This is a genomic window from Amycolatopsis sp. PS_44_ISF1 (assembly GCF_032335455.1).
Taxonomy (GTDB): domain Bacteria; phylum Actinomycetota; class Actinomycetes; order Mycobacteriales; family Pseudonocardiaceae; genus Amycolatopsis.
In genome coordinates this window covers 2,369,418-2,392,372 of the sequence record NZ_JANUXO010000001.1, presented here as the reverse complement: position 1 = coordinate 2,392,372, position 22,955 = coordinate 2,369,418, and the positions used below count along the sequence as shown (strand labels likewise).

The window sequence follows — 22,955 nt, the reverse complement described above, 5'->3', positions numbered from 1 at the left end:
AGCACTAACCGTTAGTGTTTTGTATCTGTTAGGGTGGTCTCATGACCGCGCCGACCGGGCGCCGCGAGCGCAAGAAGGCCGCGACCCGCCAGAAGATCGCCGAAGCCGCCCTGCGGCTGTTCGCCGAGCGCGGGTACGAAGAGGTGGGCATCCGCGACGTAGCGGCCGAAGCCGACGTCGCCGTCACCACGCTGTTCTCGCACTTCGCCTCGAAAGAGGCGCTGGTGTTCGAGCAGGACGAAGGCTTCGAGGCACGCCTCATCCGGGCCGTCACCGACCGGGCGCCGCAGGAACCGCTCATGCCCGCGCTGCGCCAGGAGATCCACGCCCTGGTACGCCATTGCACGGCGGACGACGCCAACCCGGCCTGGGTCCTGATCGACGGATCACCCGCCCTGCGGCGGTACGAGGAGTCGATGCGGTTGCGCCACGCGGAAGCACTGGCCGCGGCCATGGCCGCCGATCCGGCCCTGGGGCTGACCACCACCGCGGCCCGGACGATCGCCCGGTTCGTGATCGACGCGTATTCCCTGTCCCGCGAGGCCCCGGAACCACCGGCGGCGGTGGACGAGGTGTTCCGGCTGATCGAGGCGGCTTGGGCCGTCGCCAGTACGGCCGGCTAGTCCCGGTCAGCCCGACGTGCGGTGGTTCGCGTCGTACTCGTGGGCGGCCGAGCGCTGGGTGCGGGTGCGGAGGACGGCCTCGTCCGGTTCGTCGTCCGTGTCGTTCAGGCCGAGTTCCACCGCGCGGCGGATCTGCTCGCGGTTCTCCCGGACGACCGAGGAGAAGAAGTCGTCGATGCGCGGGTCCAGCAGGACCTCCAGCAGCACCCGGAACGACGTGTCCACGGCGGCGCGCACGATCTCGTCGTGGAAGGGCAGCCGCTTGAGCCGGCCCAGCTGCGGGTCGTCGGAAAGCTTCTCGGTGATGATGGAGCGCAGCTCGACCTTGTTCTCGTTCAAGGACTTCGCCAGGTTCTCCGGGTAGTTGCCGGTCTCGAGCACCTTGACCACCTCGTCCAGCACCGCCACGGTGATCGGCTTCTTGATCGCGCGCACGATCGGCTCCGAGAGCTTGTCCACCAGCCGGTAGGTGAACTGCTCGCCCACCGCCCGGTCCGCGCCCCGGCCGATCCGGATCAGCAGCAGCACCACCGCGAGCACGTGGTGGTGCGCGACGAAGCCCGGGTGCGCGATCGGGATCATCGCGAACACCTCGTACCAGTTGCGCACGATGAACGCGCCGGGCCAGCCGGCCTTGCGCCACCGCCAGAAGAAGTGCAGCAGGAAGATCCCGCACACCACGCAGTCGGCGAGGAACAGCCACCGGCCGACCGCCCAGGTCTGCGGGGTGAGCAGCAGGTACACCGGCAGCCCGACGGAGACGACGGCGAGCGCGAACAGCACCCAGTCGTCCGCGTGCACGTTGCCGGGCAGGATCCCGCTGTTGAGCTCGTGCTCCCGGCGGCGGGTGGTGGTCATGCCTTCTCCAGTGATCAGCGGGGAGCTGCGCGGTGTCGCCCGATCATGGCACGTCACGCTGCCCCCAGCCGCACGACACGGCGCCGGTTCCGCCCCGCCGGGCACCACGACTCCGCCCATCCGGACCCTTGCGGCGAAATCGCGCGGGCCTGGTCGGGTCCGGTGACCGCCGGACCCGCGAAAAGACCGTGGGGCCCGCTCGGCGAGCGGGCCCCACGGGTTTTCGCGCCGATCAGCGGACCGGAGCCGCACCCGCCGTCACGGCGCCGACGTCCAGGCTGTGCGTGTCGACGGAGTCGTCGAGCGGGCCCTGGTTCCACGGCAGTGTGATGTGCGGGTCGGAGTCGACCCCGCGCGGGTCGGTGGTGCCGGGCGCGGTGACGGTGACGCTGGCCGGCGTCACCTGGTTCTCCGGCGCCTCGATGCCGGTCCAGTGCAGCAGCATCGTGGCCGACTGGCCCGCCTCGATGGTCACCACCGGCGAGACCTCGGTCGTGGGCTGCACGGCGATGCCGTCCGCGCCGGTCAGGGTGACGGGCAGCGCGCCCTCGAAGTTGCAGCTCACGCCGGGCTTGGCGGTGAACTGCACGTAGGCGTACCGCTGCCCGGCCCCCGGGTCGCCGGGCACCAGCGTGGTGTCCACCTGGCCGGCGGTGCAGCGGTAGTCGGTCGGCATCGCGGACGCCGTGCCGGCGCCGGCGAAGACAGCGGTGGCACCGGCGATCGCGGCCGCGGCGGCGAGGTGGCGAAGTCCGATGGTCATGGTCGGCGTTCCTCCTGTCCGGCGGACGGACGATCCGTCCGCCGCGCAACCGGTGGTGACGTTTCCATCACCCGGCGCGCTCACTTACGAGAGTGCCCATCACTGAATGGAATTACCGCCATAAGTGGGATCAGCCGCAGGGACGCAACCTTGAGTATCGGTAGACGTCTTGTTGCATGAAGCTTTCTTCAGGGCTTTTCGGGCAGATCGGCTTGACCGAATTCCCCTCACCGACCGGACGGCCGGGCGCTGAAAGTCCTTTTTGGACTCAACTGGTCGCGGGGACCACGGTCACCGTCCGAGCAGGGCCTCGCCCAACGGGGTGGTCAGGTACAGCACGCTGCGACCGGACTGTTCCCCCGCGACCAGCCCGTTCTCCCGCAGCACGCACAGGTGCTGCGAAACCGCGCTCGGCGTCACGGCGGACGCCCGGGCCAGGTCGGTGGTCGTGGCCGGGGAACGCAGCGCCTCCAGCAGTCCGGCCCGCACCGGGCCCAGCAGCCGGGCCACGCGGCCGGACGGCGGACGCGGAGCCACCGTCCACAGTGTACCGACGCCGCGCGCCGGGTAGCGGACCGTGGTCTGGGTGGCGGTGTTCCCTCTGATCAGCACGCGCGCGGAGCCCAGCGCGACCGGCATCAGCACCAGCCCGCCCGGGCCGCGGTTCACCGCTCGCCGGGCCCCGCCGAGGACCAGGCGGCCGTCCGCCCAGGACAGGTCCGGGTGCAGGTCGGCGAACAGCCGGGCGGCGCCGCCCGCCGCGAGCCGGCGGGCCCGGTGGGCGACGTCCGCGTCCAGCACCGCCCGGATCCGCGGCCAGTGCGGGGCGATGAGCCGGTCGTGGGCCTCTCGCAGTTCCGCGGCGATCGCGCGCAGCCCGGCCGCCGGGTTCGCGGCCAGCTCGGCCGCGGGGGCGGGCAGCTCGTCACCGAAGACCCGGTGGAGGCTGACGCGAACCTGACGGGCCGTGGTGCGGCGCAGGGCGGCGAGGTCGTCGTCCAGCGAGGCACCGGCGCCGGCCGGTGCGGGCACCAGGAAGTTGGGCCAGCTCGGCCGGTCGCCGGTGATCAGCGGCCAGGTGCGCGGCAGTTCGAGCGGACGCGCGGCCAGCTCGTCCGAGGCCCAGCGGAACCACCGCAGGTGCAGCGCCCGGCGGTCCGGGCCGCCCAGTTGTTGCAGGGCGGCCACGGTTTCCGAGAGCGGAGAGACCGCGAACCTCGTCTCCGCCAGCTCGGCCACCCCGAGCTCCACCGTCGTCGCCACGGTCCGAGTATGTAGCAGAGCGCTAAATCGTGTCGGACGCTCGCGGTCGCGCCCGAAGATCTCGTCATGCCCGCTTTCCCTTCCTCGTACTGGCGCCTGTGGTGGGCGACCGGTATCGACAACGCCGGCGACGGCGCCTTCGCCGTTGCCGTTCCCCTGCTGGCCGTCACGATCACGCGTGACCCGCGGCTGGTCTCGGTCGTTTCCGCCGCGACGTACCTGCCGTGGCTGCTGCTCTCACTGCCGGCCGGCGCGCTGGCCGACCGGCACGACCGGGTTGCGTTGATGTGGCGTTCGCAGGCCGTCCAGGCGGTGCTGGCCGGCGCCGTCGCGGTGCTGGCCGCGACCGGGCGGACCACCCTCGCCTCGCTGGCCGCGGCGGCGTTCGCGCTGGGCTGCTGCGACGTGGTCTTCGACAACGCGAGCCAGGCTTTCCTGCCCGAGATCGTGCCGAAGTCCTTGCTGCCCCGGGCGAACGGCGCCCTGCAGGCGATCACCACCGCCGGCGTCCAGTTCTTCGGGCCACCGCTGGGCAGCGCCCTCTTCGCGCTCGCCGTCGCGCTGCCGTTCGGGCTCGACGCCGGCTCCTTCGCCCTGTCAGCGAGCCTGCTCGCCACCCTGCCCCGGCGGCCCCGCCACCCGCGCGCCCGCGCGCCGATCACCGGCGGGTGGCGCTGGCTCGCGCGGCACCGGCTGCTGCGCACCCTGGCGATCCTGTTGGGGGTCAACACCTTCTGCGGTCAGCTGGCCGCCGCGACCCTGGTCCTGCTGGCCACGCAGACCCTCCACGTGTCCACCACCGGTTACGGCGTGCTGCTCGCGGGGGCGGCGCTCGGCGGGCTCCTCGGCGGGCTGGTCAACGCGCGGGCCGTGACCCGGTTCGGTCCGTTGCCCACCCTGCTCGCCGCCCTGGCCGGCAACTCCGCGGTGTTCGTCGGCATCGGCCTGAGCCCCGGCGCGGTGCCCCTCGGCGTGCTGCTCGCGGCCAACGGGCTGGCCACCACGCTGTGGAACGTGGTCACGGTCAGCCTGCGCCAGCAGCTCGTGCCGGACGAACTGCGGGGCCGCGTCACCAGCGTGTACAAGCTGCTGGGCCGGGGCCTGATCCCGCTCGGCACCCTGACCGGCGGTCTGGTGGCGCACGCGTTCGGGCTGCGCGCGCCGTATCCCGTGGCGGGCGTGCTGCGCGCGCTCGCGCTGCTGGCTGCGCTGCCGGTGCTGGTGCCCGCGCTCCGCTCAGCTTCACCCGATCGTGAGACTTGACGGCTACTCTGAAGTAGGTAGGAAATCTTCTTCACGTTAGTTGAGGGGTCTCGCCGTGCCCAGCTCCGCCGCCCGCCGATTCGTCGCGCTCAGCACCGGGGAACCGCCCGGTCCGGGCCGCGTCTTCCTCCGCCGGGCGGTGGTGCTGGGCGGCAGCGTGGCCGGGTTGATGGCCGCGCGGGTGCTGAGCGACCACGCCGAGGAAGTCCTCGTGGTGGAGCGCGACGCGATCGAGACCGACGGCGCGCCCAGGCCGGGGGTACCGCAGGGCGGCCACGTGCACGCCCTGCTGCCGGCCGGGGTGGTGCAGCTCGAACGGTGGTACCCGGGCTTCACCGCGGAGGCGGTCGCGGACGGGGCGGTGACCCCGCCGGCCGACGGCTCGCTGGCCGAACTGCTCCGGGACGGGATGGTCCGGCAGCACCCGCCGGGGGTGCAGGCGCAGCCGTTCCTGCTCGGCACCCGGCCGTTCCTGGAGGCCCACGTGCGCCGCCGGACCCTGGCCATCGGGAACGTCCGCCAGGTGACCGGCCGGGCGGACGGACTGGTCTTCGACGGCGGACGCGTGACCGGCGCCACCTACCGGTCCGGCGAAGACGACGAGCCGGTCACGGTGACCGCCGACCTGGTCCTCGACGCGACCGGCCGGTCCAGCCGGCTCGGCGACTGGCTGGCCGGCCACGGCTGGGAGCGCCCGCCGATGCGCCGGATGCCGATCCGGCTCAACTACGCCACCGCGATGTTCCGGCGCGACGAGCGCATCACCGACCTGTACACCGTCACCTCCCAGGCCGGGGCCGGCTCCACCCCGGACGGCGCGGCCCGGATCGGCGGCTTCCTGCGGGTGGAGGGCGATCGCTGGATCATGCTGATCTCCGGTTACGGCGAGGACCGCCCGACCCGCGACCCGCAGGACTTCATCACCCGCTGCCGCCGGGACTTCCCCCCGGTGTTCGGCGCGATCGCCGAGCGCGCGGAACTGCTCGGAGAGGTGCTGACCTACCACCAGGCCGACAGCCGGAGACGGGACTTCCACGCCGTGCGCCGCTTCCCCGCGGGCCTGCTCGCGGCCGGGGACGCGGTCGCCTCGTTCAACCCGGTCTACGGGCAGGGCCTCACCTCGGCCGCCCTGCACGCCTCCTGCCTCTCGGCCTACCTGCGCTCCGGGCCCTCCGTGGCCGAACCGGCCCGGTCCTACTTCGAGCGGGTCCGCGTCGTCGTCGACGCGGCCTGGCAGATCTCCACCTTCGCCGATTTCGAGCTCCCGCACGTGGCCGGGCCCCGACCGCCCGGGTACCGGCTCACCCGGTGGCTCACCGGGAAGCTGTTCGCCGCGGCGCAGACCGACGTCCGGATCGACGAGCGGCTGGACCGGGCGATCACCATGCTGGCCCACCCGGACTCACTGGCCGATCCGGCCCTGGTCGCGCGGGCGCTGTGGATCGGGTGGACCCGCCGGCCGGGCGGATCCGGCCGACGAGGACCGGCCCCGGGCCTCAGCTCTCCAGGCTGACCCCGGCCTCCGCGGTGTTCACCAGGAAGGTCAGCGTCTCGTGGAAGTAGAGCTCCACAGTGGACGCGTCGTGCCCCAGGTAGCCGATCGACAGGTCCTGCCCCAGGTGCAATTCGTAGTCGCCGCCGCGGGTGGACAGGACGCAGGCGCCTTCGATGGCCGGGGTCCAGATGATGTCGCCGTCGACGATTTCGTTCAGGTGGTCGATCACCGGGTAGCCGTGGCTGGCCGCCTCGATCGCGGCGGTGTAGGCGGTCTTGCTCATCAGCACGGCGTACGGGCCGACCACGCCGGCCGCCCGCAGCTCGGCCAGGGCGTCGCCGATCGCGCCCGGGTACTCGCTCGCCTCGGCCGGCAGGGTGATCGGGCTCAGCGACGAGGCCGGGCGGATGCCCTCGATGCCCGCGTCCGCGAAACCGTCGAAGACCACGCGGTCCTCGGCGTAGGCGACGTTCTGCGCGGCGTCCTTGACCGGCTGCCAGTCGGCGTCCTTCGCGCCCCACTCCACCGAATCGACCGCGTCGCGGCTGACCGTGAACGGCACCCGCAGGTCGACGATCCGCTGGGCCGAGCGCAGCCGGGCCTGGACCCCGTCCAGCGGGGAGGAGATCCGGTCCAGGTGGCCGGTGCCGACGGCCGACAGGGTCAGGTCGCCGGCCACCACCACGTCGACCACCCGGCGGGCGGAGGCGAGTTCGCGGAACGTGCGGCGCGCCTCCTCCTCGATCTCCGCCCAGGCGGCCGAGGAGATCGGGGCGAGTTCGCGATGCAGGTTGTTCATGACCGGGCACTCCTTCGCAGGCTGCCGATGCCGAGTGACGCATCGGTCTCGGGTTCTGGTTCGTCTTCCGGCTCCGGCGGGTCCTCGAGGAACTCCGCCGTGGGCACGTAGAACAGGGCGCCGGTGACGGCGGTGGAGAAGTCGAGGATGCGGTCGTGGTGGCCCGGCGGCGAGCCGACGAACATGTTCTCCAGCATCCGCTCGATCACCGCGGGGGACTTGGCGTAGCCGATGAAGTACGTGCCGAACTCGCCGTAGGCCGGGCGGCCGAACGGCATGTTGTCCCGCAGGATGTCGAGCTCCTTGCCGTCCTCGTCGGTGATCACGTTCAGCGCGATGTGCGAGTCGGCCGGCTTCTCCTCGTCGGAGAGCTCCACATCGGACAGCTTCCGCCGGCCGATCACCAGCTCCTGCTGCTCGGTGGACAGCGCGTTCCACGCCGTCATGTCGTGCAGGTACTTCTGCACGACCACGTAGCTGCCGCCGTTGAAGTCCCCGTCATCGTCGACGAACACGGCCTCGCTCGCGCCGCGGCCGGTCGGGTTCTCCGTGCCGTCGACGAAGCCCAGCACGTCACGCGCGTCGAAGTAGCGGAAGCCCTGCACTTCGTCGACCACCGTGACCGCGCCCCGGAGCCGCGCCATGATCAGCGTCTCCAGTTCGAAGCACAGGTCCATCCGCTCGGCCCGGAGGTGGAACAGCAGGTCGGCGCGGCTGACCACGCTCTGGTGCCGGTCGCCCGCGAACCGCGGCAGCGGGTGCAGCTCGCCCGGGCGCGGCCCGCCGTAGAGCCGGTCCCACGCCTCGGAGCCGATACCGGCCACACAGGACAGACCGCCGGTCAGCGACCGGAACCCGACCGAGCGCTGCAAGCCGGGCAGGTCGGCCAGCAGCTCCCGGGCCGTGTCCTCGAAGCCCTCGTTCACCCGCACGACCAGGAAGATCGCCGCCCGGGTGAGCGGTCCGAGGACGTCCTGCGACTCGGGTGGCAGGTCCGCGGCGGCCGCGGTCATCGCAGACCCCCGCGACACGCCTTCGTCCCACGCGCCATCAGCCCCACACGCCCCTCTGGTCACCGGAAACCACGACCTGCATCCTAGCCCGGCCCCCGATTCCGGCCCGGCCCCGTCACACGGGCGGGGAGCCGGCGGTGACCAGCAGTTCCAGCAAGCGCGGCACGTCCAGCTCGAGCTGCTCGGTGACCCCTGCGCGGCCCGCGAGGTGCTGGAGCAGGGCGCGCTGGAACAGCCCGTCGAAGGTGGCGTACGCGACCGCCGGGCTGACCTGCGCGGGCACCCCGGCGAACTCGGCGTACCGCTCCACCACCCGCCAGATCATGGCCTGACGCTGCTCGTCGATGTCCAGCACGTCGGCGCGGAAGGATTCTTCGAACAGGCTCTGGTTGCGCAGGTCGTACCAGAGCCGGTGCAGCACCGCGTCGGTGCTCAGGGTGGCGGCCATCGCGGCGCCGAAACCCCGCCTCAGCTCCTCGGCCGAGCGCGCGGCGGCCACGGCGTCGTCGTAACGGGTGACGCAGACCTCTTCGAACTGGCGCACCGCGTAGGTGAGCAGCTCGACCTTGTCGGCGAAGTAGTAGTGCAGCACGCCGTGGGAGAAGTCCGACTTCTGCGCGATCTCCCGCATGCTGGTCCGGGCGTAGCCCAGCTCGGAAAGCGCTTGGAGCGCCGATTCGCCGAGCTGCGCGCGCCGCTGGGCGAACTTGTCCACGCTGCGGCGCGAGATCCGTTCTCTCGCCTCGGTCACCAGGGGTTCCTGTCGGTTCGGGGGGTCCGCGCACTCCGCGGACCCCCCGACTCTAGCCCCGCCCGGATTTCCGCAACGGCCTTCGACAGACCTGTAGATTCGAGACATGGCAGAAGAACGGGCCGGCCGCCGGGCCGCCGGCGAGCTGGAGGCCGAGGTGCTCGGCGTGCTGTGGGAGGCGGGCGGGCCGGTGTCGGCCACGCAGGTGCAGCAGCGGCTCGGCCGCGAGCTGGCTTACACGACCGTGGTGACCATTCTTTCGCGACTGTTCGAAAAAGGGGTGGCCACCCGGGAGAAGCAGGGCCGCTCGTTCGCCTACACCCCGGTGGACGACGAGCCCGGCCTCGCCGCCCGCCGGATGAGCCGCGTGCTCGACGCGGAGGCCGACCGGACCAGCGTGCTCGCCCGGTTCGTCTCGAACCTCTCCGCCGAGGACGAGCGGCTGCTGCGCGGTCTGCTCGACGGGGAGGGACCGTGAGCCCCGACTTCCTGGTGCCGCTCCTGCTGCCGGTGGCCGCCTGGCCGGTGGCGCGCCGGGCGCCGCTCCCGCCCCGGGCCGCCAGCTGGCTGCTGGCCGGTGGCGCGCTGGTGCTCGCGCTCGGGAGCACGGCGGCGCTCGCCGTGCAGGCCGCGGCCGGGCTTTCGCTCGTCCCGGCGGTGGCCGAGCTGGGCCGGTTCTCACCCGCCGCGTTCGGGGGCACGGACGTGCCGCTCTCCACCGCCTGCGGGCTGGCCCTGGCCGGTATCGGCTTCGCGCTGGTCCGGGCGGTGGTGCGGTACCGGAGCTGGCACCGGCGGGTGCACGCCGAACTCGACGCACACCATCGCGAAGCCGGTTTCGTGCTGCTTCCCGGGGCGGAGCCGGTGGCGTTCGCGGTCGCGGGCGGCGGCGGGCGGATCGCGGTGTCCAGCGGGATGCTGGCGGCGCTCGGACCCCGTGAGCGACGGGCGCTGCTGGCCCACGAACGCGCGCACCTCAGGCTGCGCCACCACCGCTTCGCCGCGGTCGTCACCTTCGCCGCCACGCTCAACCCGCTGGTCCGCCCGCTCGCCACCGCGGCTCGGTTCTCCCTGGAGCGGTGGGCGGACGAAGCCGCCGCGGACCAGGTGGGCGACCGGCGCTTGGTGGCCACCGCCGTCGCGAAGGCGGCGCTGGCGACCGCGCCGGAGCCTTCACCGGCGCTGGCCGCGACGGGCGGCCCGGTGCCGAGGCGCGTGCTGGCCCTGCTGTCCCCGAAGTCCGGCCGACGGTCGCTGGCCGTCCTCGCCGCGGCGGCCGTGCTGACCGTGTCCGCCGGCTCGGCCGCGACGGCGCTGGACTCGGCCGCCGACTTCCACACCGGCATCGAAATCGCCCAGCGAGCCGGAGACCGCTGACCGCGCCGGCGGCTGGAACCCCCGAACCAGGACTCGGCCACGAGGGGGCGGGGTGCGAACTGCCCCGGGTTCGCCGGCCCACAGCCGAAAGCGGGGCCGGTCCACAGTGGACCGGCCCCGCTTTCGGTTCAGCTACTTCGGATCACGCACTGCGACGGCGGCGCACCAGCAGCAGCATGGCGCCGCCCCCGAGGACCAGCGCCGCACCGATCCCGATCGGGAGCGAGGCGTCGACGCCGGTGTTCGCCAGCGGGGCCTGGCCCGAGTTGTTGCCGGCCGGGGTGCTCGGCGCCGGGGTGGTCGGGGCCACCACGGTCCAGCTGACCGCGGCGTTGGCGCTGACCTGCGCCTTCTCCGACTGCGCCACGATCAGCGACTGCGCCGGGTGCTTGTCGTAGTCCTGGCCGACGAACAGGCGGCCGGTGTCCAGGTGGCCGGTGGCCTTCAGGCTGAACTCGCCGTTGCCAGCCTTCGCGTCCTTCGGGATGTCGACGTACAGCTTGCTGCCGTCCTTGACGTCACCGGTCTTGAGCTCTTCACCGTTGGCGTCGGTCAGCTTGGCGCCTTCGGGCAGCTGGGCGGCCAGGTCGGTGATGCTGCCGGTGGAGGTCACGGTGAACGGGCCGATCCGGGTGCCCGCCGTGCCGTCGGCCTTGGCCGGGGTGATGTTCAGGGTCGGCTTGGGCTGCTGGCCGATGCCGGTGTTCGCGCTGCCGGTGAGGTAGTCGTAGACCGCGAGCACGTCGGCCGTGGTGTCGGCGTCCTCGTAGGGCAGCGGCTTGTCGCGCAGCAGGTTCTTGTCGTCGCTGAAGTGCCAGACCGCGGCCTGGGTCGCGGTGATCGCCTCTTCCTCGGACAACCCGTCGTGGAAGGTGACGCCGCCCTTGGCCACCGTGCTCTGCAGGGTCTTGACGTCGTGGGCCGGGTAGCCCTCGTGCAGCACCCAGTTGAGCTTGGTGTTGTTCTTGGTGAATGGCGACTTGGGGTTCGGGTACTTGTCCCACGGGCGCTCGACCATCGTCTGCGTGTAGCTGAGGTCGGTGTCGATCTCCACGCAGTACATCTTGAGCATGCTGCCGTCGGAGAGCTTGAGCCCGAACAGCGTGGCGACGGGCTGCTGGCGCTCGCCGAAGTCGACGCTGAAGCCCGTGGTGCTGGCGCCCTTGATCACCTTGCCCTGAGCCGCACCGTCGTCGGCGTTGGCCGCCGGAGCCGCCACCAGCACCGCCGCGGCGGCGGCGAGCACCGCGATGCCGCCCTTGACCAGCCCTGACCTGCCGTGCATGAGTCTCCTTATCCGAAGCCCTGAACCCACCAGACCGATACGGGCCGCGTGAGACCACCGTCCCTCGATCACCCGGCCACCATTTGGGTGAAGTTCCACCCATTCAAGCGATACGGGAGCATACACGCGCTCGACAATCGCTTACTCGGGGTATGACTTCAGTCTTGTCTACGTCCGTTCGTGCAGGTTGAGCCGTTGCCCGACCGGTCAAAACGATCTACCCGAACGGACATTTCCCCATCGGGCGGCGCCGGGTTCACCGGTGTTCACCGGTTCTTTCTCCAGTAGCGACCGCGGTGTTACAGCCATTCGGCCGAGGGGCCACGACGCCATTCGGCCGGGGGTGGGGAAATGTCCGGATCCGGCCCCGCCCGGGGGAGGGCGGCGCCGCCGATCGAGCGCGGGAAACCAGCGGCCCGGCCGAGCCGCCACCGTCAGGAAGCCGCCCCCTCCACCCCCGGGAACAACTGCCGGTACCGCACCGGCGTCAAGCTGGTGGCCCGCCGGAAGTGCTGCCGCAGGTTCGCCGGCGTGCCGAGCCCGACGCGGTTCGCGATCTCCTCCACGGTCAGGGTCGTGGTCTCCAGCAGTTCCTTCGTCCGGCCGATGCGCTGCTGGTGCAGCCAGTTCAACGGCGTCACCGAAGTCCGCTCCAGGAACAGGCGGTGGAAGTGCCGCGGGGACAGGTGCGCCCGCGCGGCCATGCGGGCCACCGTGACCGGTTCGTCCAAATGGGACAGCATCCACTGCTGGGCGGCGGCCAGCGCGTCGTCGCCCGGGGGGACGGGCGGGGTTTCGATGAACTGGGCCTGCTCGCCCTCCCGGCGCGGGGTCGCCAGGATCCGGCGGCCGACGTGGTTGGCGACCGAGGCGCCGAGGTCCTGGCGCAGCACGTGCAGCGCCAGGTCCACCCCCGCGGTCACGCCCCCGGAAGTCAGCACGGAACCGTTGTCCACGAACAGCGCCGCGGGGTCCACCGTCACCCCCGGGTACTGGCGGGCCAGTTCGGCGCACAGCGACCAGTGCGTGGTCACGGTCAGGCCCGCCAGCAAGCCCGCCTGCGCGAGGGCGAACGTGCCCGAGCAGATCGACACCATCCGCGCGCCCCGCCCGGCCGCCTTCGCCAACGCGTCGAGGACCACCCGGTCCAGGCCGCCGGCCGCCGCCCCGCCGTAACCGGGGACGATCACCGTTTCGGCCCGGCGCAGCCGTTCGAGGCCACCGTCGGGGACCACGCTGAGCCCGCCGGCGACCCCGACCGGGCCGCCGTCGGCCGTCGCGGTGGTGACGTCGTAGAACTCGGGCGCCTCGCGCGCGAAGACGTGCATGGGGATGGCGAAGTCCAGCGGCAGCACCTGCTCCAGCAGCACCACCGCGATCCGATGACGGGCCCGCTCGCTCATGGCAGCATCCTATCGCCGGATGGCAGTCCTGCCACTGTCCGAGCACGCTCCGCCCGGCCAGACTCGGGGGACAATCCCTACCGGCAAAGGAAATTTTCAGTGCCAAGATCCACAGTGCCCGAAAGTCCTTCGACGATCGTGCTGGTCCACGGCGCGCTCACCGACGCCTCGGTCTGGCACGGCGTCATCGCCGAGTTGCAGCGCCGGGGCCGCCGCGTCCTCGCGCCCGCGATGCCGCTGCGCGGGCTCGCCTCGGACGTCGCCCACCTGCGCCGCTTCCTGGACACGATCGAGGGTCCCGTCACCGTGGTTGCCCACTCCTACGGCGGCTCGGTCATCTCCGACCCCGACGCCCTGACTCCCGCGGTGCGGTCGCTCGCCTTCGTCGCCGCGTTCCAGCCGGACCGGGGCGAGACCGCCGGCGAACTCAACTACCGGTGGCCCGGCAGCAAGCTGACCCCGGACACCACGCTGGTCCGCGAGACCCCGGACGGCAACGACCTGTACCTGCGGACCGAGCACTTCGCCGAGGTCTACGCCGCCGACGTGGACCCGGTCACCGCGGCCGTGTTCGCCGCCGCCCAGCACCCGATCGACCCCGCCGCGCTCGACGAGTCCTTCACCGGTGAAGCCACCTGGCGCACGCTCCCCTCGTGGGCGCTGGTCGCGACCGCGGACTGCTCGATTCCCACGGAAGCCTTGCGGGACATGGCTGAACGGGCCGGCTCGACCGTGGTCGAGCTGGACTCCTCCCACGCCGTCCCCCTGGCGCACCCCGCCGAAACCGCCGCGCTCATCCTCGCGGCCGCCGCCTGAATCCCCCGCCGTCTGAACGCCCCGCCGTCTGAATCCTCTGGAAAGGCCAGCCTTGTCCCACCACACCGTCACCGGCCCGGCGACCAACCTCGACCGGGTCCTCGACCGCAACCGCGCGTTCGCCGCGACCGACGCCCGGACCGAGGTGCCCGCGCTCCCGTTCCTGCCCCGGCAGGAGCTGTACCTGATCACCTGCCTCGACTGCCGCGTCGACCCGGCGCAGGTGCTCGGCATCGGCCTGGGCGACGCGCTGGTGCAGCGCAACATCGGCGGTCGCGTGACGCCGTCGGTGCTCGGCGACATCGCCTACGCCGCCTACCTCGTCGGGGCCAAGGCCCCCGAGGGCCCGTGGTTCGAGGTCGCGGTCATCCACCACACCGACTGCGGCTCGGGACTGCTCGCCGACGAACCGATCCGCCGCGGTTACGCCGAGCTGATGGGCGTCGACGAGCGGACCCTGGCCGACGTCGCCGTGCTCGACCCGGCGAAGACCGTCGCCGCGGACGTCGAACGGGTGCGCCGAGCCCCGCACATCCCGGACCGCGTCCAGGTTTCCGGGCACGTCTACGACGTCGAGACCGGCCTGGTCACCACGGTGGTGCCGGCCGGGCGGTGACCCCCGGGCACACCGCGTTCAGCCCCGCCGGTCTTCGCCGGCGGGGCCGGACGGAGTCGCCCGCAGATGGGCCCGCTCGCCCTGCCGCCCGATCAGGCTGAGGAATTCGACCGGCCCGGAGCCGGCGGCGCCGAACCAGTGCGGCGTGCGGGTGTCGAACTCCGCCGCCTCCCCCGGTTCCAGGACCAGGTCGTGCTCGCCGAGGACCAGGCGCAGCCTTCCGTTCAGCACGTAGACCCAGTCGTGCCCCTCGTGGGTGCGAAGGCGGGGCTCCCGGTCGCCGGACCCGGCGGGCAGGACGAACTTGTAGGCCTGGACACCGCCCGGGCGGCGGGTCAGCGGCAGCACCGTCGAACCGTCCTGGCCGGCGATCGGCCGCAGGTTGATCCGGGGGTCGCCGGTGGCCGGTGCGTCGACCAGCTCGTCGAGCGTGACGCCGTACGCCCGGGCCAGCGGCAGCAGTTGCTCCAGGGTCGGGCGGCGCAGGCCGGCTTCGAGCCGGGACAGCGTGCTGGCCGAGATACCGGTCTGCCCGGCCAGCGCCGTGAGGGTGATCTCGCCCTGCGTGCGGAGCCGCTTGAGCCGCGGCCCGACCGCGTCGAGGGCCCGGTCGATGATCTCGTCCACCCCCTCATTTTGCCATTCGGCAAGTTTCTTTGCCATCGCGTGCACCCCCGGGGCACGGTGGGGCGGAACCACGACACCACCAGGAGGACACCGGTGCCCGAGCCGACCCACGAATTCGACCGGCCCTACTGGGAGCGCCACTGGCACTCGGCCCACCGGGCCGCTATCCGGGAGCCCAATCCGTACCTGGCCCGCGAGACCCGCGACCTGACGCCGGGCACGGCGCTGGACGCCGGCTGCGGCGAAGGCGCCGAGGCCCGCTGGCTGGCCGCCCGGGGCTGGACCGTGACGGCCGCGGACATCTCCGCCGGGGTGCTGGCCCGGTGCGCCGAGGCGGCGCCGGAGGTGGACTGGGTCCGGGCCGACCTGACCACCTGGACCCCGGCCACGCCGTTCGACCTGGTGATGACCCACTACGCCCACCCGGCGATCCCGCAACTGGACTTCTACCAGCGCATCGCCGGCTGGGTCGCGCCCGGCGGCACGTTGCTCGTCGTCGGGCACCGGCCCGGCGCGGGCCACGGCCACCACCCGGCCGAGGCGACCGCCACGGCCGCGGCCACCACCGCGCGCCTGGACCCGGTCCGATGGCAGGTCGTCACCGCCGACGAGCCGACCCGCACCCGGCCCGGCCGGGCCGCCCCGCTGCACGACGTGGTCGTGCGCGCCCACCGCCGGAACTGACCACAGTGGACTCCAGCACGCGCCCCCGAGGGGGGGACACGTACGCCGGAGCCCGAAGACAGCGAACAGTTGCTCCCCTCACAAAGTTGACTCATTGCACTTTTTTACCGAGTCTGCTTTTATGGAACGCAGAGAGAGGAGCGATCATGAACTCACCCGCACCCCGTCAAGCCCGGATCGCCGTCATCGGCGCCGGCCCCGGCGGTCTGACCTGCGCCCGCATCCTGCAGCAGCACGGCCTCACGGTCACCGTGCACGACCGCGACGCGGGCCCCGACGCCCGCAACCAGGGCGGCAGCCTCGACCTGCACGCCGACAACGGCCAGCTCGCCCTGCGCGAAGCCGGCCTGATCACCGAATTCTTCGAGCTGGCCCGGCCCGAGGGTCAGGAATGGCGCAAGCTCAGCCTGTCCGGCGAGATCACCGAGCGAGGGCTACCGGAGGCCGACGACCTGTTCAAACCGGAGATCGACCGCAGCCAGCTGCGGACCCTGCTGCTCGATTCCCTGCACCCGGGCACCGTGCGCTGGGGCCAGGCCCTGGAGCGGGTCAGCGGTCCGGAGGACGGTCCTCGCCGGCTGCACTTCACCGACGCCACCACGGTCGAGGCCGATCTGGTCATCGGCGCCGACGGAGCCCACTCCCGGGTGCGCCCGGCCGTCTCCGCCGCCGGGCCCGGGTACACCGGGCTGAGCTTCGTGGAGGCGTGGTTCTCCGACGTCGAACGCCGGCACCCCGAAATCGCCGCGCTGGTCGGACCCGGCGGCGCCCTCGTGGGCGACGGTGAGCGCGGGCTGTTCGCCCAGCGCAACAGCGGGGACCACATCCGCGTCTACCTGATCCGGCGCGGCCCGCTCGACTGGCTGGAGGGCCACGGCCTCACCGGCGCCGACACCGAAGGGATCCGCGCCCTGCTGCTGGCGGAATACGCCGCCTGGTCACCGTCGCTGCGCCGGATGATCACCGACAACGAGGGCCCTTACGTCGACCGCCCGATCCTCGCCCTGCCGGTCCCGCACCGCTGGCCGCACAACCCGACGGTGACCCTGCTCGGCGACGCCGCCCACCTCATGCCGCCGCTCGGGGTCGGCGTCAACCTCGCGATGCTCGACGCCTCGGAGCTCGCGCTCGCCCTCGCGAACGCGGCCACGGTCGACGACGCCGTGCGGGTCTACGAGAAGACCATGCTCCCGCGTTCGATCGAGACCGCCACCACCCTCGACGGCGCCGCCGAGGGCCTGATCGAGGTCTGAGCGGGGCACCCGGCTCCGGGAGAACCGGCGGCTCACCAGGCGACGGTCTCGCCGCGGTAGTCGAGGAACTGCAGTCCGGGGCGGCCGCGCTGGGCGTCCATCGTGTCGACCAGGCCGGGAATGCTCTCGCCGATGGTCAGGCGCGCGTCCGGGCCGCCGAGTTCGGTCCGGACCCAGCCCGGGGCCATCAGCAGCAGCGTCCGGCGGTCTTCGCGGTGGCGGGCGGCGTAACTGCGCATCAGCTGGTTGAGCGCGGACTTGCTGGCCCGGTAGACCTCGAAGCCGCCGCGCTCGTTGTTGGCGATGCTGCCCTGGCCCGAGGACATGATGGCGATCGTGCCGTCCGGTTCGACGAGTCCGCCGAGGGTTTCGATCACCCGCAGCGGGCTCAGCGCGTTGGTCACCATCAGCCGGGTGAAGTCCTCAGTGGACACATCCGCGCTGGTTTCCTCCTGGGGGTTGGTGATGCCCGCGTTGACGAACAGCAGCTCGAACCGGCGGTCGCCGAGCCGGTCGCGCAGCGACCGCACCTGCTCGGGCCGGGTGATGTCCACCTGCTCGATCTCCAGCCGTCCGCCGGCGGTGTCCAGCAGCTCGTGCAATGGCGTGCGGGCGGAGCCGCGGACGGTGGCCACGACGTGCGCGCCGCGTCCGAGGTACTCCGCGGCCAGCGCGTGCCCGAGGCCGCGCGAGGCGCCGATGACGAGAACGGTCATGCTCGCTCCTCGATGTTCGCGGGAGTGTCCAATCGGTACAGTGCTTCGGCGTTGGCGTGCGCGATCCGCCGCCGGTCCTGCGGGTCCGGCAGGTTCTCCAGGAAATCGCCGACGGACGTGGCGTCCCACCGGTGGAAGGGGTAGTCCCCGGAGAGCAGGATGCGGTCGGTGCCGGTGTAGTCCAGCGCGTGGCGCAGCAGCCGCGGGGCCATCATGCCGCTGGTCGCGATGTGGATGTTGGTCGCGAAGTAGTCCGCGACCCGCCGTTCGAGGTGGGTGGCGACCCCGGAGAGGCTGTCGACGCGGTCCAGCGCGAACAGCAGCATCTCGCCCCAGTGGCCCAGGACGATCTGCAGGTCCGGATGCCGGTCGAAGGTGCCGCCCACGATGAGGCGCAGCGCCGCGAGCCCGGCCTCGATGTGCCAGCCCCAGCCGAAAGTGGCCAGTGAGAGTTCGAGGACCGGCTCGAACCCGCGGTAGGACGCCTCCCGCACCGCGTCCGGCGGGATCTGCGGGTGGACGAACACCGGGCGGCCGAGCCGGGCGGCGGTCGCGAGCAGCTCGTCGTAGGCCGGATCGTCCAGCGGGCGGTCGCCGCTGCGGCCGTAGGACATGAGCCCGACGTGGCCGGGCAGGCCCTCGGTGCGTTCGAGTTCGGCCACCGCCGCGTCCGGATCGGGCATCGGCAGGGTGGTCATCGCCCGCAGCCGGTCCGGATGACGGCCGACCGCCTCGGCCGCCAGGTCGTTCGCCTCCCGGCTGAGCGCCACCGCGTCCTCGGCCGGCAGCCCGTGCGCGCCCGGCGGGGCGATCGAGACGATCTGCACGTCGACCCCCGCCGCGTCCATCGCCTCGATCCGCCCGTCACCGAGGTCGAGCAGCCGTTCGGGGATGTCCCCGCGGTCGTTCAGGACCACACTCGGGTCGTGGCCGCCCGACCGCAGCGCCTGGTCGATCCGGGCGGTGGTCCAGTGCTCTTCGATCGCGATTACTCTCATCGACTCCCTTTGGCTCATCTTCTGTTGAGCGAATCTACCGGTTCGCTCAACGCCTGTAAAGTGAGCCGGGTGGACGAGCCGAAGACCCGCGCGGCCCGGCGGGCCGCCACCGCCCAGCGCATTCTCGAAGCGGCCCAGGCCGAATTCGGCGAGCACGGCCGGGACGGGACGACCGTGCGCGCGATCGCGCAGCGGGCCAAGGTCGACCCCTCGCTGGTCCTGCAGCACTACGGTTCGAAGAACGACCTCTTCGCCCTCGCGATCCAAATGCCCCGCGAAAGCAGCGAAGACACCGTCGCCGATCACCTCAGCGAAGTCCTCGACCTCCGCTTGGGCGGGCTGCCGCCGGAAACCCGCGCGCTCGTGCGGTCGATGCTCACCGCGCCGGAGGCCGCGCGGGTGATGCGGGACTTCCTCGACGAGCGGGTGGCCAACCTCGCCCGCGCCGGGCACCAGAGCGAGCTGGAAGCCGCGCTGACCGTCAGCAGCATCCTGGGCCTGACGATCGCGCGGCACTTCCTCGAACTCGAAGCGCTCAAGGAGATTTCCGAGGACCAGCTGGAGGAAACGGTCCGGCCGTGGCTGACCCGCCGTCCGCCTACACCTTGAGCAGCAGCTCGGTGAGCTTCGCCGGCTCGGTGATCATGCAGTCGTGACCGGTGGGCAGCTCCCAGACCCGGGCCGGCGAGCCGTTGGGCTGAACCTCCGGAATGGGCCGCTCGACGATGCCCGCCGGCCTCGCGCCGACGCAGCGGATGTGCGTGCGCGGAACCACGTCCGCGGCCCGGTTGTCCAGCCGCACCGGCTGGCGCAGGCAGAGCACCGGCTGGTCGGTCAGCTTCCCGCGCAGCCAGGCGAGGTCGTCCGGATCGGTCACGCCGAACAACCCGAACGGGGCCGGCTGCTCCGGCATCGGCGGGATCCGCCAGCCGTCGACGGCTTGGTCGATCAACCGCTGGGACACGGGCTGGGCGTCGACCGCGGTCTCACCGTCCCGCGGGAGCATCGCGTCGAGGTAGACGAGCTGGGCGATCCGCTCCGGCACCCGGTTGACCACCGCGGAGATGACCATCCCCGCGTAACTGTGGCCGACGAGGATCACTTCGCGCAGGTCCTCGGTTTCGATCAGGGTGACGACGTCGTCGACGTGGGTCTCCAGCCCCACCTCGGGGCCGAGCAGGTGCGCCTGGTCGCCGTACCCGGTCAGCGACGGCGCGAGCACCCGGTGCCCGGCCGACTCCAGCCGCGGGATCACCCGCTCCCAGCACCAGCCGCCGTGCCAGGCGCCGTGGACCAGCAGGAATGTGGACACGATGAACACCATCTCCCGATTCGAAGCGTGCGAAAGTGGCGGTTCCGATTAGTAACCAGCTATCCTCGGGGAACCACGATCATCGTGGACCTCCGGTCCGTCCGGGGGCAATACGGCACATTTCGGTGCCCCGGTTCCCCGGAGGTAACCATGACCGATCAGGCCACCGGCTGCCGCTCCCGCGTCGTGCTCGGCCTCGTCGGGGACCGGTGGTCGCTGCTGGTGGTCCGCACCCTGCGGCTGGGCCCGCTTCGGTTCACCCAGCTCAAGCGCGAGATCGAGGGCATCAGCCAGCGCATGCTGACCGTCACCCTGCGCAGCCTGGAACGCGACGGCATCCTGACCCGGACCGTCCACAACGTCATGCCGCCGCACGTGAGCTACGAGCTGACCCCGGTGGGCCTCAGCCTCCGGGAAGCCACCGCCCCGCTGCTGGAGTGGAGCGTCGCCCACCTCGATCGCATCGACGAGGCCCGCGAGGAGTACGACGCGCGGACCGGCCGCCGCGGGGCCTGAGCGGCGGCCTCAGCCGAGCAGGACCTCGTTCGACCGGGACTCGACACCGTCCAAAGTGGCCAGAGCCGCCGCGTCCAGCACGATCTCGCCCACCGCCAGGTTGGCCTCCAGGTGCGCCCGGTCGGACGTGCCGGGGATGAGCAGCACCCCCGGGTCGTGGTGCAGCAGCCAGGCCAGCCCGACCTGGGCCACCGTCAGCCCCAGCGACGCCGCCACCTCGTGCACCACCGGCTCGTCGGCTGCCTTCGGCATCCCGGGGAAACCGCCGCCCAGCGGGAAGAACGGCACCCAGGCCACCCCCGCCGCCGAGCACGCCCGCAGCAGGTCCTCGTCGCCGCGGGTGACGAGGCTGTAGGCGTTCTGCACGCAGGCGATGCCCGCCGGCTGCGCCCGGCGAAAGCCGTCCAGCGTGACGCAGCTGAGCCCGATGGCGCCGATCTTGCCCTCGTCGCGCAGCGCGGTCATCGTCGCCAGCTGATCGTCGAAGTCCACCACCTGGTCGGCTTCGGGACGCACCCCGGGGCCGGAGTCGATGCGGCGGAGGTTGACCACCGGCAGCCGGTCGAGTCCGAGGCCGCGCAGGTTCGCCTCGACGCTCGCCCGCAGTTGCTCGGGCCGCTGCGCCACGCGCAGCGGCAGCGGCCCGTCCGGGTTCGGGTCGGCGCCGACCTTGGTGACGATCAGCACGTCGTCCGCGGGCCGCACGGCCTCGCGGATCACCTGGTTCGCGAAGCCGAAACCGTAGAACTCCGCGGTGTCCACGTGGTCCACCCCCAGCTCGATCGCGCGGCGCAGCAACGAGACCGCGTCGTCGCGGCGGTCGGACAGGCGGGCGAGCTGGGCCGCGCCGTAGCCGATCCGCGAGACGGCGCGGCCGGCGAACGAAGCAGTGGTCATGGGTGATTCTCCTCGATCTCAGAAAACTGCGAGCGGGTTGACCGGAACGCCGGTCAGGCCGTGGATCCTCGGCGGTGCGACGGCGAGCAGGAAGCCGGACCGGCCCAGCTCGGCGCACACCGCGGCGAGTTCGGTGAGCTCGGCGCCGTCGACCAGGGGCAGGCCCAGCCGGCCGAGGCCGATTTCGTGCAGCGGATCCGGGAACGCGGGGTCCAGCGCCGGATGGGCGTCGCCGGTGTCGCCCGCGTACAGGGAGACGTCGCGGCGATGCATCCACCGCACCGCGTCGGCGGTGATGCCGGGCATCGGCCGGGACGGGTCGGGCACCATGGACCAGCCGAGCCGGACGACCAGCGCGTCACCGGGTTCGAGCCGCACGCCCGCCCGCCGCTCCGCTTCGTCGAAGTCGGCCCCGGTGACGCTGTACCCACTCGGCAGCGGGCCCTCGGCGGCGAGGTCGAGCAGCACCCCCCTGGTCACGATCCCGGCGGCGAACGCCGTGGTCGAGCCGTGGCTCACGCCGGCCGGGCCCGCCGCCGAAGCCGCGGGCCGGCCCGGGTAGACCCGACCGTCGAGCACCTGGTGGCTCAGCGCGTCGAGGTGCGTCATCAGCGGATGGTGGCTGGTCACCGAGATCACGTCGGCGAAGGCCGGTACCCCGGTGTGCACCATCGTCTGCCGGACCGGCGAAAGCTCGCCCTCGGCCGGCGCGAACGGCCCGCTGAGCACGGGCGAGGGCCGGACCGGCAGGCCCAGTGAAACGAAGCGTCCACTGTGGACCTCGGCCGCCGCCCGGGCCCGGACCTCGGCGGTGATCAGGTTTAGCGTGCCCCGTTCGTCGTCCTCGCCCCAGCGGCCCCAGTTCCCGGTCCGCCCGTCTTCACCTGCGCTCTCCACGACCGCCAACTTACAACGATCAACTGACAGATTTCAACATCTGTCACTACAACCGGTACGAAATGACAGAGTTTGACCTTTGTCACTCCGTCACCGTACGTTCGATGGTGGACCAGTCAGCCCCAGGGAGAGGCCCATGCCCCGAGAGCCGCTCGACCCGGACACGATCGTCTCGGCCACCGAAGAAGTGCTGCGCCGCCACGGCCCGGAGAAGGCCACGGTGCTCGACGTCGCGCGATCCCTCGGTGTGAGCCACGGGAGCGTGTACCGGCACTTCCCGTCGAAGGCCGCCCTGCGCGAGGCGGTGATCCGAGGCTGGCTCGAGCGCTCGCGCCAGGACTTCACCGCGTTGCTCCCGGACTCCGGACTGCCCGCGGCCGAGCGGTTGCACAGCCTGCTCACCACCATGTTCGCCGCGAAGTGGGCGAAAGCGCAGGAAGACCCGGAGCTGTTCGAAACCTTCCGCGTGCTGGCCACGGAGCACAGTGCCGTGTCCTCCGCCCACGTCACCGCCCTGCTCACCGAGATCCGGGCCATCGTGGCCGACGGCATCACCCGCGGCGAATTCACCGGCGGTGACGCCGAAGTGCGCGCCCGGGCCGTCTTCGACGCCACCGTGCAGTTCCACAGCCCGATCCACGCCGCGGAATGGCGCGCTCCGGAGATCAAGGCGGAGTCCGAAGCGGTGATCGCGCTGATCCTCGACGGCCTGCGCGCACGGTAGCCGGGC

General features: G+C 72.2%; 26 protein-coding genes. 12 read left to right on the top strand and 14 right to left on the bottom strand.

Annotated features, from left to right (window positions below; genetic code table 11):
* The first annotated feature begins 41 nt into the window (after positions 1-41).
* Complete coding sequence (locus tag NYF13_RS10975) at positions 42-623, top strand: helix-turn-helix domain-containing protein (RefSeq protein ID WP_315656088.1); 582 nt, start codon at positions 42-44, stop codon at positions 621-623.
* 6 nt (positions 624-629) lie between these two features.
* On the opposite strand, the gene NYF13_RS10970 is transcribed toward NYF13_RS10975, so the two are convergent.
* The 3 genes from NYF13_RS10970 to NYF13_RS10960 form a co-directional block, all read right to left on the bottom strand.
* Positions 630-1,481: an ion transporter gene (locus NYF13_RS10970; protein ID WP_315656087.1), complete on the bottom strand. Its 852-nt coding sequence runs from the start codon at positions 1,479-1,481 to the stop codon at positions 630-632.
* A gap of 232 nt (positions 1,482-1,713) precedes the next feature.
* Positions 1,714-2,244: a DUF4232 domain-containing protein gene (locus tag NYF13_RS10965; protein ID WP_315656086.1), complete on the bottom strand. Its 531-nt coding sequence runs from the start codon at positions 2,242-2,244 to the stop codon at positions 1,714-1,716.
* Positions 2,245-2,535: 291 nt separating this feature from the next.
* Positions 2,536-3,507, bottom strand: a complete 972-nt coding sequence (locus NYF13_RS10960; RefSeq protein ID WP_315656085.1) for a helix-turn-helix domain-containing protein — start codon at positions 3,505-3,507, stop codon at positions 2,536-2,538.
* Positions 3,508-3,573: 66 nt separating this feature from the next.
* Here NYF13_RS10960 and NYF13_RS10955 point away from each other — a divergent pair, with 66 nt between their 5' ends.
* A complete protein-coding gene (locus NYF13_RS10955) occupies positions 3,574-4,770 on the top strand; it encodes an MFS transporter (RefSeq protein WP_315656084.1) in 1,197 nt (398 codons plus the stop codon).
* Positions 4,771-4,825: 55 nt separating this feature from the next.
* Positions 4,826-6,283 carry an FAD-dependent monooxygenase gene (locus NYF13_RS10950; protein ID WP_315656083.1) on the top strand — a complete coding sequence of 486 codons (1,458 nt, stop codon included), beginning with the start codon at positions 4,826-4,828 and terminating at the stop codon, positions 6,281-6,283.
* On the opposite strand, the gene NYF13_RS10945 is transcribed toward NYF13_RS10950, so the two are convergent.
* The 3 genes from NYF13_RS10945 to NYF13_RS10935 all read right to left on the bottom strand — a co-directional run bounded on the left by NYF13_RS10945 (position 6,267) and on the right by NYF13_RS10935 (position 8,828).
* Complete coding sequence (locus NYF13_RS10945) at positions 6,267-7,064, bottom strand: family 1 encapsulin nanocompartment shell protein (RefSeq protein ID WP_315656082.1); 798 nt, start codon at positions 7,062-7,064, stop codon at positions 6,267-6,269. The genes NYF13_RS10950 and NYF13_RS10945 overlap by 17 nt on opposite strands.
* Positions 7,061-8,077 carry a Dyp-type peroxidase gene (locus NYF13_RS10940; protein ID WP_315656081.1) on the bottom strand — a complete coding sequence of 339 codons (1,017 nt, stop codon included), beginning with the start codon at positions 8,075-8,077 and terminating at the stop codon, positions 7,061-7,063. Before NYF13_RS10940 ends, NYF13_RS10945 begins: the two co-directional genes overlap by 4 nt.
* A 115-nt stretch (positions 8,078-8,192) precedes the next feature.
* Positions 8,193-8,828: a TetR/AcrR family transcriptional regulator gene (locus tag NYF13_RS10935; RefSeq protein ID WP_315656080.1), complete on the bottom strand. Its 636-nt coding sequence runs from the start codon at positions 8,826-8,828 to the stop codon at positions 8,193-8,195.
* A gap of 106 nt (positions 8,829-8,934) precedes the next feature.
* On the opposite strand from NYF13_RS10935, the gene NYF13_RS10930 reads away from it, so the two are divergent.
* Together NYF13_RS10930 and NYF13_RS10925 are read left to right on the top strand one after the other, a co-directional pair.
* Positions 8,935-9,306: a BlaI/MecI/CopY family transcriptional regulator gene (locus NYF13_RS10930; RefSeq protein ID WP_315656079.1), complete on the top strand. Its 372-nt coding sequence runs from the start codon at positions 8,935-8,937 to the stop codon at positions 9,304-9,306.
* Positions 9,303-10,205 carry a M56 family metallopeptidase gene (locus tag NYF13_RS10925; protein ID WP_315656078.1) on the top strand — a complete coding sequence of 301 codons (903 nt, stop codon included), beginning with the start codon at positions 9,303-9,305 and terminating at the stop codon, positions 10,203-10,205. The genes NYF13_RS10930 and NYF13_RS10925 overlap by 4 nt, the downstream gene beginning before the upstream one ends.
* A gap of 142 nt (positions 10,206-10,347) precedes the next feature.
* On the opposite strand, the gene NYF13_RS10920 is transcribed toward NYF13_RS10925, so the two are convergent.
* Together NYF13_RS10920 and NYF13_RS10915 are read right to left on the bottom strand one after the other, a co-directional pair.
* Positions 10,348-11,490 carry a thioester domain-containing protein gene (locus NYF13_RS10920; protein ID WP_315656077.1) on the bottom strand — a complete coding sequence of 381 codons (1,143 nt, stop codon included), beginning with the start codon at positions 11,488-11,490 and terminating at the stop codon, positions 10,348-10,350.
* Between the two features lie 434 nt (positions 11,491-11,924).
* Positions 11,925-12,893, bottom strand: coding sequence for a helix-turn-helix domain-containing protein (locus NYF13_RS10915; RefSeq protein ID WP_315656076.1), 969 nt, complete (start codon positions 12,891-12,893; stop codon positions 11,925-11,927).
* A gap of 99 nt (positions 12,894-12,992) precedes the next feature.
* Between NYF13_RS10915 and NYF13_RS10910 the strand changes: the two genes are divergently transcribed.
* Both NYF13_RS10910 and NYF13_RS10905 read left to right on the top strand, forming a co-directional pair.
* Complete coding sequence (locus NYF13_RS10910) at positions 12,993-13,709, top strand: alpha/beta hydrolase (protein ID WP_315656075.1); 717 nt, start codon at positions 12,993-12,995, stop codon at positions 13,707-13,709.
* A 52-nt stretch (positions 13,710-13,761) separates the two neighbouring features.
* Positions 13,762-14,325 carry a carbonic anhydrase gene (locus NYF13_RS10905; protein WP_315656074.1) on the top strand — a complete coding sequence of 188 codons (564 nt, stop codon included), beginning with the start codon at positions 13,762-13,764 and terminating at the stop codon, positions 14,323-14,325.
* 18 nt (positions 14,326-14,343) lie between these two features.
* On the opposite strand, the gene NYF13_RS10900 is transcribed toward NYF13_RS10905, so the two are convergent.
* A complete protein-coding gene (locus tag NYF13_RS10900) occupies positions 14,344-14,988 on the bottom strand; it encodes an XRE family transcriptional regulator (RefSeq protein ID WP_315656073.1) in 645 nt (214 codons plus the stop codon).
* 57 nt (positions 14,989-15,045) lie between these two features.
* Here NYF13_RS10900 and NYF13_RS10895 point away from each other — a divergent pair, with 57 nt between their 5' ends.
* Positions 15,046-15,636 (top strand): class I SAM-dependent methyltransferase, encoded by a 591-nt coding sequence (locus NYF13_RS10895; protein WP_315656071.1) that lies wholly within the window; start codon positions 15,046-15,048, stop codon positions 15,634-15,636.
* Between the two features lie 146 nt (positions 15,637-15,782).
* Entirely contained in the window at positions 15,783-16,889 is a 1,107-nt protein-coding gene (locus tag NYF13_RS10890; RefSeq protein ID WP_315656070.1) for an NAD(P)/FAD-dependent oxidoreductase, read from the top strand.
* 32 nt (positions 16,890-16,921) lie between these two features.
* Here the strand turns inward: NYF13_RS10890 and NYF13_RS10885 are convergent, their stop codons facing one another.
* Together NYF13_RS10885 and NYF13_RS10880 are read right to left on the bottom strand one after the other, a co-directional pair.
* The gene (locus NYF13_RS10885) at positions 16,922-17,605 is read right to left on the bottom strand and encodes an SDR family NAD(P)-dependent oxidoreductase (protein ID WP_315656069.1); all 684 of its coding nucleotides are present in this window, start codon (positions 17,603-17,605) and stop codon (positions 16,922-16,924) included.
* Complete coding sequence (locus NYF13_RS10880; protein WP_315656068.1) at positions 17,602-18,603, bottom strand: amidohydrolase family protein; 1,002 nt, start codon at positions 18,601-18,603, stop codon at positions 17,602-17,604. The genes NYF13_RS10885 and NYF13_RS10880 overlap by 4 nt, the downstream gene beginning before the upstream one ends.
* Before the next feature lie 69 nt (positions 18,604-18,672).
* Between NYF13_RS10880 and NYF13_RS10875 the strand changes: the two genes are divergently transcribed.
* Positions 18,673-19,212, top strand: a complete 540-nt coding sequence (locus NYF13_RS10875; protein WP_315656066.1) for a TetR family transcriptional regulator — start codon at positions 18,673-18,675, stop codon at positions 19,210-19,212.
* Here NYF13_RS10875 and NYF13_RS10870 read toward each other — a convergent pair.
* Positions 19,202-19,927 carry an alpha/beta hydrolase gene (locus NYF13_RS10870; RefSeq protein ID WP_315656065.1) on the bottom strand — a complete coding sequence of 242 codons (726 nt, stop codon included), beginning with the start codon at positions 19,925-19,927 and terminating at the stop codon, positions 19,202-19,204. The genes NYF13_RS10875 and NYF13_RS10870 overlap by 11 nt on opposite strands.
* 138 nt (positions 19,928-20,065) lie before the next feature.
* On the opposite strand from NYF13_RS10870, the gene NYF13_RS10865 reads away from it, so the two are divergent.
* Positions 20,066-20,431: a helix-turn-helix domain-containing protein gene (locus NYF13_RS10865; RefSeq protein ID WP_315656064.1), complete on the top strand. Its 366-nt coding sequence runs from the start codon at positions 20,066-20,068 to the stop codon at positions 20,429-20,431.
* 9 nt (positions 20,432-20,440) lie between these two features.
* Here the strand turns inward: NYF13_RS10865 and NYF13_RS10860 are convergent, their stop codons facing one another.
* Complete coding sequence (locus NYF13_RS10860) at positions 20,441-21,328, bottom strand: aldo/keto reductase (RefSeq protein WP_315656062.1); 888 nt, start codon at positions 21,326-21,328, stop codon at positions 20,441-20,443.
* Positions 21,329-21,346: 18 nt separating this feature from the next.
* The gene (locus NYF13_RS10855; protein ID WP_315656061.1) at positions 21,347-22,225 is read right to left on the bottom strand and encodes a cyclase family protein; all 879 of its coding nucleotides are present in this window, start codon (positions 22,223-22,225) and stop codon (positions 21,347-21,349) included.
* 136 nt (positions 22,226-22,361) lie between these two features.
* Between NYF13_RS10855 and NYF13_RS10850 the strand changes: the two genes are divergently transcribed.
* The gene (locus NYF13_RS10850; RefSeq protein ID WP_315656060.1) at positions 22,362-22,949 is read left to right on the top strand and encodes a TetR family transcriptional regulator; all 588 of its coding nucleotides are present in this window, start codon (positions 22,362-22,364) and stop codon (positions 22,947-22,949) included.
* Positions 22,950-22,955: the final 6 nt, after the last annotated feature.